This window comes from Niastella populi, from assembly GCF_002078015.1.
Taxonomy (GTDB): domain Bacteria; phylum Bacteroidota; class Bacteroidia; order Chitinophagales; family Chitinophagaceae; genus Niastella; species Niastella populi.
Window position 1 is genome coordinate 125,068 of sequence record NZ_LWBP01000123.1, and the last position, 15,122, is coordinate 140,189.

At 46.7% G+C, this 15,122-nt stretch carries 13 protein-coding genes and 2 pseudogenes; 10 read left to right on the plus strand and 5 right to left on the minus strand.

Annotated elements, in window-relative coordinates:
• Positions 1 to 44 precede the first annotated feature (44 nt).
• The 4 genes from A4R26_RS12130 to glgX are packed head-to-tail and all read left to right on the plus strand — an operon-like array spanning position 45 to position 4,231.
• Positions 45 to 1,028 (plus strand): manganese catalase family protein, encoded by a 984-nt coding sequence (locus A4R26_RS12130; RefSeq protein WP_081164041.1) that lies wholly within the window; start codon positions 45 to 47, stop codon positions 1,026 to 1,028.
• Positions 1,025 to 1,714 carry a DsbA family oxidoreductase gene (locus A4R26_RS12135; protein ID WP_242674889.1) on the plus strand — a complete coding sequence of 230 codons (690 nt, stop codon included), beginning with the start codon at positions 1,025 to 1,027 and terminating at the stop codon, positions 1,712 to 1,714. The genes A4R26_RS12130 and A4R26_RS12135 overlap by 4 nt, the downstream gene beginning before the upstream one ends.
• Before the next feature lie 13 nt (positions 1,715 to 1,727).
• Positions 1,728 to 2,006, plus strand: a complete 279-nt coding sequence (locus A4R26_RS12140; RefSeq protein ID WP_081164042.1) for a hypothetical protein — start codon at positions 1,728 to 1,730, stop codon at positions 2,004 to 2,006.
• Between the two features lie 38 nt (positions 2,007 to 2,044).
• Entirely contained in the window at positions 2,045 to 4,231 is a 2,187-nt protein-coding gene (gene glgX / locus A4R26_RS12145; protein ID WP_081164043.1) for a glycogen debranching protein GlgX, read from the plus strand.
• Between the two features lie 254 nt (positions 4,232 to 4,485).
• On the opposite strand, the gene groL is transcribed toward glgX, so the two are convergent.
• Together groL and A4R26_RS12155 are read right to left on the minus strand one after the other, a co-directional pair.
• Positions 4,486 to 6,114: a chaperonin GroEL gene (gene groL, locus A4R26_RS12150; protein WP_081164044.1), complete on the minus strand. Its 1,629-nt coding sequence runs from the start codon at positions 6,112 to 6,114 to the stop codon at positions 4,486 to 4,488.
• Positions 6,115 to 6,176: 62 nt separating this feature from the next.
• A complete protein-coding gene (locus A4R26_RS12155) occupies positions 6,177 to 6,458 on the minus strand; it encodes a co-chaperone GroES (protein WP_081164045.1) in 282 nt (93 codons plus the stop codon).
• Between the two features lie 280 nt (positions 6,459 to 6,738).
• Here A4R26_RS12155 and A4R26_RS12160 point away from each other — a divergent pair, with 280 nt between their 5' ends.
• The 3 genes from A4R26_RS12160 (at position 6,739) to A4R26_RS12170 (ending at position 8,161) form a co-directional block, all read left to right on the plus strand.
• Positions 6,739 to 7,026, plus strand: coding sequence for a hypothetical protein (locus A4R26_RS12160; protein ID WP_081164046.1), 288 nt, complete (start codon positions 6,739 to 6,741; stop codon positions 7,024 to 7,026).
• Positions 7,027 to 7,071: 45 nt separating this feature from the next.
• Positions 7,072 to 7,647 (plus strand): Crp/Fnr family transcriptional regulator, encoded by a 576-nt coding sequence (locus A4R26_RS12165; protein ID WP_107685832.1) that lies wholly within the window; start codon positions 7,072 to 7,074, stop codon positions 7,645 to 7,647.
• Between the two features lie 64 nt (positions 7,648 to 7,711).
• The gene (locus tag A4R26_RS12170) at positions 7,712 to 8,161 is read left to right on the plus strand and encodes a carboxymuconolactone decarboxylase family protein (protein ID WP_081164047.1); all 450 of its coding nucleotides are present in this window, start codon (positions 7,712 to 7,714) and stop codon (positions 8,159 to 8,161) included.
• A gap of 240 nt (positions 8,162 to 8,401) precedes the next feature.
• Here the strand turns inward: A4R26_RS12170 and A4R26_RS12175 are convergent, their stop codons facing one another.
• The gene (locus tag A4R26_RS12175; protein WP_081164048.1) at positions 8,402 to 9,376 is read right to left on the minus strand and encodes a DUF1259 domain-containing protein; all 975 of its coding nucleotides are present in this window, start codon (positions 9,374 to 9,376) and stop codon (positions 8,402 to 8,404) included.
• 160 nt (positions 9,377 to 9,536) lie between these two features.
• Here A4R26_RS12175 and A4R26_RS36060 point away from each other — a divergent pair.
• The 3 genes and pseudogenes from A4R26_RS36060 to A4R26_RS12190 form a co-directional block, all read left to right on the plus strand.
• A pseudogene (locus A4R26_RS36060) lies at positions 9,537 to 9,692 on the plus strand (DUF4974 domain-containing protein); the annotation flags it as partial.
• Between the two features lie 28 nt (positions 9,693 to 9,720).
• Positions 9,721 to 9,891, plus strand: a pseudogene (locus A4R26_RS36065) (carboxypeptidase-like regulatory domain-containing protein); the annotation flags it as partial.
• Positions 9,888 to 10,223, plus strand: a complete 336-nt coding sequence (locus tag A4R26_RS12190; RefSeq protein WP_081164050.1) for a hypothetical protein — start codon at positions 9,888 to 9,890, stop codon at positions 10,221 to 10,223. The pseudogene A4R26_RS36065 and the gene A4R26_RS12190, both read left to right, overlap by 4 nt.
• 91 nt (positions 10,224 to 10,314) lie before the next feature.
• On the opposite strand, the gene A4R26_RS12195 is transcribed toward A4R26_RS12190, so the two are convergent.
• Positions 10,315 to 12,426: a CBM96 family carbohydrate-binding protein gene (locus A4R26_RS12195; protein ID WP_081164051.1), complete on the minus strand. Its 2,112-nt coding sequence runs from the start codon at positions 12,424 to 12,426 to the stop codon at positions 10,315 to 10,317.
• Positions 12,427 to 12,428: 2 nt separating this feature from the next.
• Positions 12,429 to 15,089, minus strand: coding sequence for a glycoside hydrolase family 2 protein (locus A4R26_RS12200; RefSeq protein ID WP_165760244.1), 2,661 nt, complete (start codon positions 15,087 to 15,089; stop codon positions 12,429 to 12,431).
• Positions 15,090 to 15,122: the final 33 nt, after the last annotated feature.

Genomic DNA, 15,122 nt, shown 5'->3' on the forward strand with positions numbered 1-15,122 from the left:
TTTCGTATTAATTAATTTATTGGAAACACTAAAACCATATTTATATGTTTTACCATGTAAAGGAATTACAATTCAATGCACGGGTATCAAAACCTGATCCTGCATTTGCCACTTTATTACTTGAACAGTTCGGTGGAGCAAACGGAGAACTGGCTGCCGCTCTTCGTTATTTCGGACAGGCATTCGGCGCCAAAAAGCCATATCCCGATAAGTACGATCTGCTGATGGATATCGCTACCGAGGAGTTCAGTCATCTCGAAATCGTAGGCGCTACCATTCAAATGCTGCTTACGGGTATTAACGGCGATCTGAAGAACGCGGCTGAAAATTCAGAGATCATGAAGCTGATGAACGGCAAAGCCGCCAAAGAGCAGATCATTCACGAAGCCATGACAGCGCCGCAGTTCCTGGTAGCCAGCGCGGGTACACCGGCTTATACCAATACACAGGGGGTTCCCTGGACGGCGGCTTATATCAATGGCGATTGTACCGGCGACCTGACGGCAGACCTTCGGTCAGACATAGCCGCGGAATCACGCGCAAAAATGGTGTACGAATATTTATTACAGTTCACCGACGACCCTTTTGTAAAGGAAACGCTGCGGTTCCTGATGACAAGAGAGGTTGCGCATTTCCAAATGTTCGAAGCTGCGCTCGATGACATTAAGCCCAATTTCCCGCCGGGTGTACTGCAAAGCGATCCCCGTTACAGCAACCAGTATTTCAACATGAGCACCGGCAATGATTTCACCGGCCCATGGAACACGGGTGAAACAAGTAAAATGGGTGAAGCCTACCAGTATATTGAAGACCCGATACGATTTGTAATGGAAACAAATGGATTACAGGGCCAGACCCCACATGGCACCCATCGCACCATGGAAACGGTTGAACAGGCCGACAAAGAGCTGAGCAAGCTGCGCCGGACCGAGATCAATATAGCTGCGCCTGTGGGTGAGCAACAACAATGGGATGTACCCTCACCAGGCATGGGCGGTCCTGAAAAGGGAGAAAAAGGAATTATATGACCATGAAAAACAGCGATCAGGAAAGCGCCACTCTGGAAAAGCAAGGCGGAAGTACGATAAGCATTGTTTATTATACCGATCCGCTTTGCTGCTGGAGTTGGGCGTTGGACAAACAACTGGCGCATCTTGAAAAAGAATGGCCGGGCAATATTACATGGCGGTATTGTATGGGCGGACTGCTTCCTGGCTGGAACCAGTATGCAGACCATCAGAACAGCATAGTACGCCCTGCACAAATGGGCCCCCTATGGATGCAGGCCGGGGAAATGCTGCAGCTCGACCTCGCGCATCGCATTTGGGTAACCGACCCGCCGGCTTCCTCCTACCCCGCATGCATAGCTGTTAAATGCGCCGAAATACAATCGGCTGTTGCCGGCCGGCATTACCTGCATTTCGTACGCAAGGCTGTTATGGAACACGGGTTGAATATTTCGCGGCATGAAGTGCTGCACCAGGTAGCCGAATGCGTAGCGGGCGTTTCAAAACAATTTTCCCTTGCCCGGTTTGTACAGGACATGGAAAATGACGCCGCCCTGGAACTATTCAGAAAAGACCTGCAGGAAACAAAATACCGTAACATCAACCGCTTTCCCACCCTTGTAATACAACGCCCGGAAGCGCGCGGTGTGGTGGTGACCGGATACCGGCCTGCGGAGGTATTGTTACATATTATCAATGACGCGTAAGAAAATGAAGCCTATGATACAGATAATATCTATTGAATTCGAGTACAGGCAAAAAACATATTACGCCCTTGTACGAATTAAAGAACGGAATACGACGGAATATCATATAACCATTATGAACGGCCCGCTGGAACAAAAACTTTACGGCCATCATGTTTTTATTGAAGAAGATGGTGAATTCTTGTTGGACCCCATTCCTGATAAGGAATGCAGCGAACTGCGGCAGGCAGTTGGCAGGGCCCTCTGTGAACACTATAATAAACCGTATCATTTAACTGAAAAAAAAGTATGACCGCATTCCTGTGATTTAAATGCGATGGAGATGACATTATGGTTAATACACTGGAAAATTATCTCGGTACGCCCTATCCGTTAGGCGCTGCCTGGGATGGGAACGGGGTTAACTTTGCGCTTTATGCAGAGAATGCGGAAGGTATTGACCTTTGTTTGTTCAATTCCGTTGAAGATGATATAGAAACGATAAAATTACGTTTCAAGGAACGCACCCATCACATCTGGCATATGTACGTGCCCGGTATTCAACCCGGACAACTGTATGGTTACCGTGTATCGGGACCCTACAAACCCGAAGAAGGGCACCGGTTCAATGCCTATAAGTTATTGCTCGATCCCTATGCCAAAGCCATTGCAGGCACCCTGCAGTGGCACGACGCCCTGTTCGGGTACGAGATCGGCCATGAACAGGAAGACCTCAGTTTCAATACAACAGACAGCGCTCCGTATATGCCTAAATCAGTTGTTGTAGGTGATAATTTCGATTGGGAAGATGATAAACCCCTTAACATATCATATCATGAGACCATCATCTACGAAGCGCATGTGAAAAGCCTTACATACCTCCATCCCGATCTCCCCGAGGAGATCAGGGGCACGTATAAAGCCATCGGGCACCCTGTAATAATCGATTACCTGAAAAACCTTGGCATAACCGCCATAGAGCTGATGCCGGTTCATCATTTCATCGAAGACCGGCATTTAAAGGAAAAAGGGCTGACCAACTACTGGGGATATAATACCATCGGTTTCTTTGCACCCGATTCGCGGTATTCAGCAAGCGGCATCCTCGGCCAGCAGGTGCAGGAGTTCAGGGAAATGGTAAAGGCTTTGCACAAGGCAGGGATAGAAGTGATACTCGATGTCGTGTATAACCATACAGCGGAAGGCAATCATTTCGGCCCCACGCTATGCTTCCGAGGCATCGACAACGCATCTTATTACCGGTTGACAGAGAATAAACGGTATTATATGGACTATACCGGTACCGGCAATACGTTGAATACGCGTTTACCGTATGTGCTGCAGCTGATCATGGACAGCCTGCGTTACTGGATCCAGCAAATGCATGTAGATGGCTTCCGGTTCGACCTGGCAGCTACCCTTGCCCGCGAGCTGCACGAAGTGAACAAGTTGGGCGCCTTCTTCGATATCATACACCAGGACCCGGTAATATCGCAGGTGAAACTGATAGCAGAGCCCTGGGACCTTGGCGAAGGCGGTTACCAGGTAGGTAAATTTCCTGTTGGCTGGGCCGAATGGAACGGCCTTTACCGCGATTGCATAAGAGATTACTGGCGCGGCGCCGAAAGCAGGCTGGCCGAGTTTGCGAAACGCATTACCGGCAGCGCCGATTTGTATAAGAACGACTACCGCAACCCGGGCGCCAGTGTGAACTTCATTACGGCGCACGACGGCTTTACCATGGAAGATCTCGTGAGCTTTAATGAACGGCATAACGAGGCCAACGGTGAAAATAATGAAGACGGCGATAAGGAAAACCACTCCTGTAATTATGGGGTGGAAGGACCTGCCAAAGACCTGGGCATCGTTGGAATACGGAAACGGCAAAAACGCAATCTGCTCACTACCCTGTTATTATCACAGGGAGTGCCTATGATATTCAGCGGCGATGAGCTGGGTAATTCTCAATACGGAAACAACAATGCTTATTGCCAGGACAATGAAATAAGCTGGATAAAGTGGAGTGAAAAGGATGAGTCGCAGATCGCTTTTGTAAGGCAACTGATCTGGTTCCGTAAATCGCATCCGGCATTCAGCCGGCGGCGCTGGTTCCAGGAACAGCCCATTCGCGGTATCGGTGTGGAAGATATTGCCTGGTTCACCCCCGACGGCAATGAAATGAGAGACGAACAATGGAACGAGGGATATGCGAAGTCGTTAGGCCTGTACCTGAACGGGCTCGGGTTACGCTGTCTCGATGAAAAAGGCAGGAAGCTGACCGATAAGGATTTTTACCTGTTATTCAATGCGCACCATGAAGCGCTGGAGTTTACGCTGCCGCCGGAAAAGTTCGGTAGTAAATGGTTCAAACTACTCGATACTTCTACCGACAATGAGTTGGTGCAGGACCCCGGTAATGCGCTGGGCCCCGCCGGGAAATATCTGGTACAGGCAAGAAGCCTGGTGCTTTTACAGGGCGAGCACATTATCCCGGAAAGCAACCCGCCCGATACCTTACCCGAAATAAACAAGCCATAGCAGTTACATATCGAAGGCCCCGGCACAATTGTGCGGGGCCTTTGATGCACCAGCTTCAGTAAATGGGAAGGAGCAAATTGTTCATGCGAAGCATGGTAACCGACCATTGTTTTAACAATCTTTTTATTTGCGTATTAATTTCCGCAATCGCACCACATATCGGATTATCTAAACACAAATCAGCGGCCGCCCTTAAATAACAAAACCCCCGGCGTTACGGCGCCGGGGGTCAACAGAATAACTACAACACACAACTAGTAATCCATGCCACTCATGGCAGGTGAAGGAACAGCGGTTGTTTCATTTTTTGGTTTATCGGCCACCACGCATTCGGTGGTGAGTAACATACCCGCAACGGAAGCGGCATGCTCTATGGCTACCCTCGATACCTTGGTAGGATCGATAACGCCGGCCGGCAACAGGTTTTCATATTGTTCGGTCCGGGCATTGAAGCCATAATCGCCGGCGCCCTGTTTAATTGTTTGCACTACAATACTGCCTTCGAGGCCGCAGTTGCGAACGATCTGGCGCAATGGTTCTTCCACAGCGCGTTTTATAATGGCGATACCGGTAGTTTCATCTTCGTTTTTGCCTTGCAGTTGCTCCAGCGCCTGGCTCGCCCTGATATATGCCACGCCGCCACCGGGCACAATGCCTTCTTCAACGGCTGCGCGGGTGGCATGCAGCGCATCGTCGACCCGGTCTTTCTTTTCTTTCATTTCCACCTCGGTTGCGGCGCCCACATACAGAACGGCAACGCCACCGGTTAGTTTGGCCAGCCGCTCCTGCAGTTTTTCCTTATCGTAATCGGAAGTGGTAACGGCCATTTGGGATTTGATCTGGTTGATGCGCGCTCTGATGGCATCCTTTTCACCGGCGCCACCTACTATTGTCGTATTGTCTTTGTCGATAGTGATGGTTTCAGCAGAACCCAAATGGCTCAGTTCCACATTTTCGAGGGTATAGCCCTGTTCTTCGCTGATAACGGTGCCATTGGTAAGCACGGCAATATCCTGCAGCATTTCCTTGCGGCGGTCGCCGAAGCCGGGCGCCTTAACGGCAGCCACCTTCAGGGTACCACGCAGTTTGTTTACTACGAGGGTAGCCAGCGCTTCGCCTTCGAGGTCTTCCGTAATGATGAGAACCGGGCGGCCGGTTTTGGCGGTTTTCTCCAACAACCCGAGGATATCTTTCATTGCGGAGATCTTTTTATCGTAGATGAGAATATAAGGACGCTCGAGTACAGCCTGCATCTTCTCGGTATTGGTTACGAAATACGGAGAAATATATCCCCTGTCGAACTGCATACCTTCTACAACTTCTACAGTGGTGTCGGTTCCTTTGGCTTCTTCCACGGTGATCACGCCTTCATTACCTACTTTGCTGAAAGCCTTTGCTATCAGTTCGCCAATGGCTTCGTCGTTATTGGCAGAGATGGTGGCTACCTGGCGAATTTTGCCGGTATCGGTGCCAATGGTTTGCGATTGATCGCGCAGGCTTCTTACAATAGCCTCCACCCCTTTATCGATGCCCCGTTTCAGGTCCATCGGGTTGGCGCCGGCGGCCACATTTTTCAGTCCTTCATGAATGATAGCCTGGGCCAGTACGGTAGCGGTAGTAGTACCATCACCGGCCATATCGGCTGTTTTGGAAGCCACTTCCTTTACCATTTGCGCGCCCATGTTCTCGAGCGGGTCTTCCAGTTCAATTTCTTTGGCAACACTTACCCCATCCTTGGTGATGGCAGGTGCGCCGAATTTCTTTTCAAGGACTACGTTACGTCCCTTGGGGCCGAGGGTCACTTTTACAGCGTTGGCTAAAATATCAACGCCTTTCTTCATCTGGTTCCTGGCTGTTACATCAAAAAACAATTGTTTCGACATAGCTCTTTTGATTTTTTAGCGGTTGTAAATAAAGGATAAAAAAGAATTGAATTGTAATACGATCACAGGATGGCGAAGATATCCGACTCCCGCATGATCAGCAGTTGCTGGCCTTCATACTGGAATTCGGTTCCGGCGTATTTGCCATACAATACCTTATCGCCCTGTTTTACGGTAACCGGTTCATCTTTTTTACCCGGCCCTGCAGCCACTACGATCCCGAGCTGCGGTTTCTCTTTTGCTGTATCGGGAATAATGATGCCGCCGGCTGTTTTTTCGGCCGATGGCGCGGGTTTGATGATCACCCTGTCGTGCAATGGAACGGCTTTTACGTTTTCTGCCATAATAGATGATTTTGATGGTTAATTTGCTAATTAGCTAATGTGCTAATTAAATACAAGTCGATGCCTGTTCATGTAAAAAGGGCTATCAAGTGGTGTGCCGTTGACCAAAACCGGCCGGAAACTGAAAAAAATGCAGGATAAATTTGCAGTCTGGCAATGACAGGCAGCGGCGGAATTGACAAATTTTCATTTCGCCGTCCTGCCCCGGGGCGGCGCAGGAATTGCAAAACATATATTAGATATGGATCGTGCTATTTATCATTATTCAACACCATGTATTATGAAAAATAAAAACCCACAAAACGAGGAACAGGGAAAAGGTGGTCATGAATCAAAACCGGCCAACATTGAAAATGAGGAAAAACAATTAGAGAATAAAACAGATACTGCGCCGGATGAATTTATCTCACCCAACGCCGATACCGATCAGCCGATGGATGGGCATGTGATAAATGATGCCGTGCTGTTCGGCGAAGATCACGCTCAATATAAGGTAGACGATGTGCCGGAAAATAAAGACAAGCCGGGCAAAAAGCAAAAAAAGGATGTTGAGAAAGGCGGACTGTAAGCTGTGAAAGTTCACTTAATTTTGCCGGTAAACAAATACCAGCCGGTGATACAACAACTTGCAACGCATATTAGAAAGTTTTGTGCCATAGAGCCGGAAAAAATAAGTGAACTCGAACCGTGGTTCGAGCCGCGGACCTTTCGCAAAAAACAGTTCCTGCTGCAGGAGGGCGGGCGTTGTAATGAAAAATTCTTTATCGTAAAAGGATGTGTATACATCTATTACCTGCGGCCAAATGGCGTTGAACAAACGATCGACTTTGCGATCGAGAACTGGTGGACGTCGGATTTTATGGCCTTTCAACAACATACAGCTGCACAATTCTCCATCCGTGCGGTAGAAAACACTTCCGTATTATCCATTTCGGCCGGGCGCCAGCACGCACTGCTCGAAAAAATGCCGGAGCTCAACAGCTATTTTCATTTTGTATTTCAGAAATCCTATGCCGCCTCGCAGGTAAGGATCAGGAAGTTGTATGAGCTTTCGAAAGAGGAGCTTTACCGTGATTTCAGCCGGCAGTTTCCCGAATTCATCCAACGCGTACCGCAATACCTGCTGGCCTCTTTCCTGGGTTTTACGCCCGAATATTTAAGCGAAATAAGGAAGAAGTACATTTCTTAAACCAGTTTAAGTAAACGGGCATTTTTGATTGTGACCTTTGGGCCAGAAAATAAAAACAATCAAAATGCTTAAAGTAGTTAAACATCGCCTGGATGTATGGAAAGAAGAACCCCTGTATTGGGATCATATAGCAGCAATAGATAAACGGCTGATAGCTTCATCAGTGCCGCGGAATTTAATAGAGCTCATCAAGATCAGGGTATCACAAATAAACAAATGTGTTTTTTGTATCGATTACCATACGGCCGACGCGTTGAAACTGGGCGAATCGCAGCGCAGGCTCTTTGCGCTGGCAGCCTGGGAGGAAAGCCCGCTGTTCAGCGACAGTGAAAAAAGCGCATTGAAAGTAGCAGAGGAAATGACCCATATTTCGGTTGCGGGTGTTTCGGATGCAGCGTATGAAACATTGAAAACTTTTTTCGATGCTAAGGAAATAGCCGATATCATAATATGTATCAGCCATATCAATTTCCTTAACCGGGTTGGCGTTTCAACCAAAACAGTGGCATTGTAGTAAGCAGGAAGAAGACAGACAAAACCGCTCCGGGGACGGAGCGGTTTCTTTTTATGACCCCGGTTTACTCTTCCTGACATAGTATTACTCTCCTTCTTCAAATTTATTGCACAGGAAGATCTTGTGCTGCTAAAGGAATGCTGAGAAGGAAAGGTAAAGAATGATTGTAATAAAAAAACCGTGTAAACACGGTTTTATGCTTAGATATTCTGATAAAGGAATAATCAAATCGGGATATTTTTAATGACCGGTCGCTTTGCCTTTTCCGGTCTGTTGCAAGGCTGCTTTTAATCCGTTAGCCAGTTGTTGCGCATTGCCCACTCCCCAGTAATGCAGAAAGAAAATGCGGGGATCTTCATGTACCATATGATTGTGTACGGCCACTACTTCAATACCATTCTCAACCAATGCTTTGATCACAGGTTCAACTTCATTTTCCAACATGGTAAAATCACCGGCCACAGCCGCTTTTTCAGGTGTACCCTGCCAGGCAGCCCAGGTATTGAAGCCCATGAAGGCGCTTACGGGTATGCCATGTTCCAGTAACTGAACATCCGGACGCCCAATTGTGTATTTGTATACGCCTTTGCTTAACTCGCCTTTATATCCAATAATAGAGTCGAGCAAAGGAATATTAAGTGCGCTCACAACGCTGTCTGCCTTCTCCCCTTTGGGATCTTTTCCTCTTACTTCCTTTACTTTATTGAATATTGCTTTTACACCATTTGAAAGCGTGGTAATATCTGCGGAACGGTCTATATGCATATACATTACATTCGGCCGGTTGCGAACAAAATGGTTATGTATTGCGGTAATGGCAAACCCCTGTTTTATCACCTCCTGTTGCACCGGTTTTAAATCTGTTTCCGTTACAATAATATCTCCCATCACCATGGCGCTGTCGCCACAAGGCGTAAAGGCGGCCCAGCTTCCCAGGCCCATAGGTGGAATTATTTTAAAGCCGTCTACCACAATTTTAAGATCATGCTGAGGTACAGTGATCTTATATTCCCCGTTCTTTTCAACGCCTTTCATGCCGGTGATCTGTTCAATTTTTGCGATATCCAGTTTACTGCCGGGCGGACATGCAATTACATTGCGTTTTGATGCAGCAGCGGTTGAATCTTCAGCACTCTTTTCGTCGCCGGAACTAACGGCCTGGTTACAGGCAATAAAGAGAAATGGAGTAAACAATAATACAGCAATAAATTTCATAATTCATCTATTTATAGTGTTGAAAGTGTTGGCTTTATCGGGTCTCTATATTTTCTGATGCGGTGGCGCCTGCGCGTTACATGGTTGCTTTTTTAAATTGTTTATCAAAAGCTTTGCTTTTATTTCTTCTTCGCTGACAGACCCTTCTTTTTGAAACAATTTGTTTGTTTTCCGGGACCTCGATATCAAAAATGTTATGCATCAGATAGCAAGATGGTACAATATAAACATTGTTTATGAAGACCTGGTCCTTGACCGGTTTACGGCAACCGTTCCCCGCACAATTTCCCTCGAAAATTTATTGAACGTTTTGGAATTGAGCAGCAAAAACATCAGGCGCAACTGTTACAATCACAGGAACCAACAAAAGCGCTGCAACAAATTCAAATGGGTTCTTTACTTTATCCGGCATTCAAACAAATTCCACTCTACAAATTAGTTCTATCGGTTACATTCCGCAACAAGATGCCGATGCTACGGCTATTTATGGAAGCCGGGGCGCCAGGCGATCATGAACGATGGGAATACCCCTAATAGCTCGAATGCGCCCGATCTTTTTAAATGGGATACTACCAGGTATACCAATTTCAGGAAACTGCTTATTGGCGGTACAGCCAACATTCACAATGCACATATATCCGTCTCTGGCGGTTCCAATACAACCCAATACCTGCTTAGCGCTTCATATAGAAAAGAAACAACCGTTTTTCCCGGCAAATTCGCCGACCAAACATTCTATTCACATGCCAGCCTGCTTCACCGGTCGAAAAACAATGCACCGTTTGATAAGGAAAAACTAATTCCACCCGTACCCCGGCTTCACCGGTTGTTGCTTTTTTATCGATGATGGTTAATTGCGCAGGCGTTTTGGTTTGCCGGCTTAATATTTCCAGCCGCTCCCGCTCCGGGAGCCGGGGCATTTTTTTTAACATTTCCTCTCATGACCCTTGAAACTCAAAGGCGCCGATATCAGTCTTTTCATTTTCCGGAACAGGAGTTCCATTATAGTCCTTTATAACCGTGCTGTCAATTTTTATCCCGGCATCAATGGCAGGTGAAGCCGGCTGCACCTGGAAAAAACGCATTTTGTTCAACCCTTCCCAGTTCTTTTCATTGTTAGTCATCTTGAATAAGGGGTTCGATTGAAGACCATTTACCTGTTCAGGACTATCAATTATTTTATTTGCATAAATAATATTATTGAAGAACCGTGAGCCTGGACTGCGATCTGCATTGAGATCGGCGGAAGCGGGAACGGTATCATGAAAATAGTAATAGATATTATTGGCATAAAAAGCATCCTTAGGCCAGCCGCCCCAGTTCTTTGTATAAAACAACCGGTTGGTCACATATTCTTCATACGGTTCAGTAGGTTTGGCAACATACTGGTCTTTGTAAACCACGTTGTTGTAGATATAACTGTTGGTAACAACGCCCGAGTGGCGTAACCCGTGATGCCCGTTGTTGTAGAAAACATTATACCGTACAATAGTGCCATCATTAAAACCGCCTGAGCTGGCAGGCCCACCGGTAATGAGCATATCGCCATATTCGTTGTGATGGGCGTAGTTATATTGAAAGATCGTGTTCTTTGATTTATAATCACTGTCGAAACCTGCAGCATCGGCATCACCGGTATTGTATACCGTATAACAGGCTTCGTTATACTGCCATAAGGCATTATCGCAATTGAAGGTGAAGCTGGCATTGCCCGATAAATCCTTTGAACATCTTCTGAATAAATTATACTCTATCAATGGCGCATCGGCCACCCGTACAATAAGGCCATCGGAAGCCGTTTCTTCAAAAACATTTTTCCTGATCACAATATTTTTGCTTGGCACCCAGTTGGTATTTGAGGTCAATGTACGTTTTGACCATGTACTCTGGTTTACGGCGCCATGCCGGCCCACTCGATAAAACCGGCACCCTTCCACCAGGTAACCATTCATATAAGTAGGTATGTTATTTCCGGTAATTTCCAATACCAGTCCCGCATTGCGTTTTGCAAAAAGATCGCCATCGTCTTTGCCCCTGTTCCCTATAATGTTCTCAAAATTGAGATTTCTGAAGTAAACATGTTTTACCTCGCCCAGGTCTTCGGCCACATAACCGGCGCCCCGCCGTATGGCGGGAATGTCGTTAGCGGTTTGTGTTATAGTGAGGTCTGCTACTTCAAGACAGGGTGTGTTAAAGAACATAAGCACAAAGGATTCTTTTCCCTCAGCATCGAGTATGGGCTTGTTGCCTTCGCCATAGGCGCCAATCTTTGTTACAGCGGTTGAAGCAGGAATGATCTTTGGGAACAATGACCCTTTATAAACACCTCCTCTTTTGAACAGGATCTTATCGCCCTGTTGCAGGAATACTGACTCCAGTTTTTTCAATGTTCTCCAGGCAGTGGCCGCAGTAGTTCCGTTAGCCTTATCGTTGCCATGTACCGCATCGAGGTAATACGTGGTATTAACGGGTTTAAAAACTTTGTTATCGCCTTCGAGGTACAGGAACGGTGTTTTTCCCGAAGGGTGCTCCTTTGCATGAAAATGCGAAATACCGGCATCCTTTTGTTGTTCCCGCTCTACCAGCACAATGGTGATGTCTTCTTTTCCAATGGAACGCACATAATTGATATAGGGCGTTATGTTCACTTCATAATATTTATCCGTGGCGGTTAATGTAAACGTGCCTATAAAATTTGCCCGCGATGGTTTGCCCCCCTCGCTGCCTTTTAAAGAGGCGTCGCTCCAATTACCAAATGCAGCATACACATCTACGTGCTTAGTACAAACTGTGCTCCCGTAAATATTGAACGTAGCTGTTTTGAAATGGCGGGACTGACCTGACAAATCGAAGCTTATATAGGTTTGAGCGGTGGTCTCCCCTCTTCTTGTGTACCGGGTTATCAATGTATCGCCCGTACCAAAGTTGGTGTTCATTTTTGCGCCCGACAGAAAAATATACCCGTCGGCCTGCGGCTTCAGTTTAGCTTGCGCTATTGCGTTACTACATAAGCCGGCAAGCAATATTATTACAGCAAGTGATCGTTGCATGGCTAATTCAATTTTATGATCCTGATCGCATTTAAGGCGGTTTTGCCTTCTAATGCTTCCAGGTTAATGGTAATACCTTTTTTATCCATTACGTTTACCAGCACCTTTTTCACAATGGCGGTTGTCATGTTGGGCTGTACGTTCATGTCGAACCTCGACAAAACCGGCTGTGCATTGATGCTGACGTTCATGATGCACTGTCTGTTGTTGTTACTGACGGCATTGCTGCCTAAGTTATAGATCAGTTTGTCAGGGGCATTGGCGGCGAGGTTGGCCCAGTACAAATAAACGGCGTACTGTCCTTCCCGTACATCGGCCCTGAATGCCTGCAGCCCTTCGCGCTGGGTTTGAAAAACAGGATCGTTGTTCGTATTCAAAACATTTACCGCACTGGCAGGCAAGGAACCCGATCTCGTTTTTGGCCTTACCGGCTGGCCGCCTATATATCCCCAGCTTCCCGCGGTATACGGTTGTTCAGGGATCCAGACCAACCGGGCTTCCCGGTCTTCAAAATACCTGTTTGAACCCAGCAGCACATTTAATTCGTTCAGTTCCTGTTGTTGGGTATTGGCAGGGAGCAGGCAAAAACTGAGCTGCGACCAGTCACAGGTTTTATTACCGATCCGCAGTTCAATGCTATTATTACCGTTTGTAAAAGGGAAGTCCAGTGTAATACAATGATGGGGGATATCAACCTGTTTAAAGAATGCACCATTATGATATACATCTACTTTTGGCTGGTTGCTATAGATCTTTACGGGTTGCAGACAGGTACCATTTCCCATATCGGTGCCGGACCGGTATTTCCACGATCTGCTGCCTATAAACGCCATGGGCTCTTTTGACAGGGCTACCTTGTAAAGCAGGTACGTATTTTTCAGTTGCCTGTCCATGGTGGTGATGCCCTTGGTATTCACATGCGGAACGGCATCGCCCCTTGCTTCAGAATAAAAATTATTGAGGTTCCAGATAGTGGCGCCCGCAATATAATCGTTCTTCATTATCGTTTGCAGGTAATGCTCATGATACAAATCGCCGTACTCAACGGTAAAATCAAATCTTTCGGGTTTAAAGCTATGCAGCCTGTCATCCACATCGGCGCCATACTCAGTGATCAATATAGGGGTTGCCGGATACTTTGCATGGTAATCTGCCAGGAAAGTATCAAAATCGGCAAATCTGCCACCATACCAGCCCTGGTAAAGGTTCCAGCCAACGATCATAGGAACTGTTACCAGCCCGGTTTCTTCATAACGTTTCAATGATCCGTGAAAGGGAATCATCGTATACCTTTCAGGGTCCAGTGTGCGTAAGGCGGTCTCTATGGCAGCAGCCTGCCGGTTCACTTCGCGGCAATACTGTGCATGCCGCATGCTGTCATCTGCAAATGGCGGGCGCAGCATCACTTCATTCATATAGGCCCAGATCACTACCGACGGATGGTTGAAATTCTGTTTTACCATCTCGGCTGTCATCTGTAAACAGTTTTGCAAAAACTCCTCTGTTTCGGTGACCTCATTCACTATGGGCACTTCAACCGAAGTAATGATGCCCAGCTTATCGCACATCTCAAGAATAAGCGGGTCCTGCGGGTAATGCGAAATGCGAAGCATGTTGCCACCCATTTCCTTTAACAAACAAATATCTTCTATATGCAATTCATCGGGCAGTGCATTGCCTTTATCGAGGTAACACTGGTGCCGGTTGGTTCCTATCAGTTTTATATGCCGGCCATTGAGACTAAAACCCTTTTCAGCATCAAAACTGAACCAGCGCAGGCCAAACGTATTTAGCTGGCTGGTCAGTTCTGTTCGTGTATGCGTATCTACCACAGTCGTTTTAAGCATGTAGAGATCAGGGGTTTCCGGCGACCATAACAAAGGGTTTTCAATAGTAAGCTGCCGCGTAAAGCTGGTCCTGAAACTGTTCGGCGCCAGAACATATTGCTGTTGCCCTATGCTGGTTTCCTTACCATCGGGCGCTATAATGCTTTGAATGATGAGCACTTTTCTTTTCGTATGCTCCCCATTATCTAAAAGCGTTTGAATTTCAATGCTTGCCTTTTTCTCATTTACCGACTTTGTTCTGATATATACGCCGTCGGAGGCGAAATCACCGGTTGATAAACCGGTTCTTTCTTTTACCTGCAAATAAACGTTACGGTAAATACCGCCAAAGAAGGTAAAATCACCGCTTAACGGTGCTATGGCTCCATTGTGGCTGTTATCTACTTTTACCGCTATCAGGTTGTTCGATCCCTGTTTTATGTAATCGCTTATATCAAAGCAAAAACGAGTATAACCACCTTTGTGGGAGCCAACCAGTTTTTCATTTACATACAGTTCCGTTACCTGGTTAGCTCCGTCGAAATAAAGGCTGGTAACCTTACCGGTTGCCATGCTGTCGATGTATAACAATTTCCGGTACCAGCCAATGCCGCGGTAATAACCGGGCGCATCATCGGTTGCATCTTTGTTATTCCAGGTATGCGGGATGTTCAACAATTCCCACTTACTATCGTCACAGTTCCGTAAATGGTTACCAGCCTTATCGCCGGGGTAAAACTTCCATTCTTCATTGATGGTATACTTTACAGTGGCCTGCAGGGTAATAAACGGGAAAAAGCAACAAACAAAAAACAAAACCTTTCTTAATCGTGTCATCTGATTCATAAGTATACAGTCCCTTTATCACTT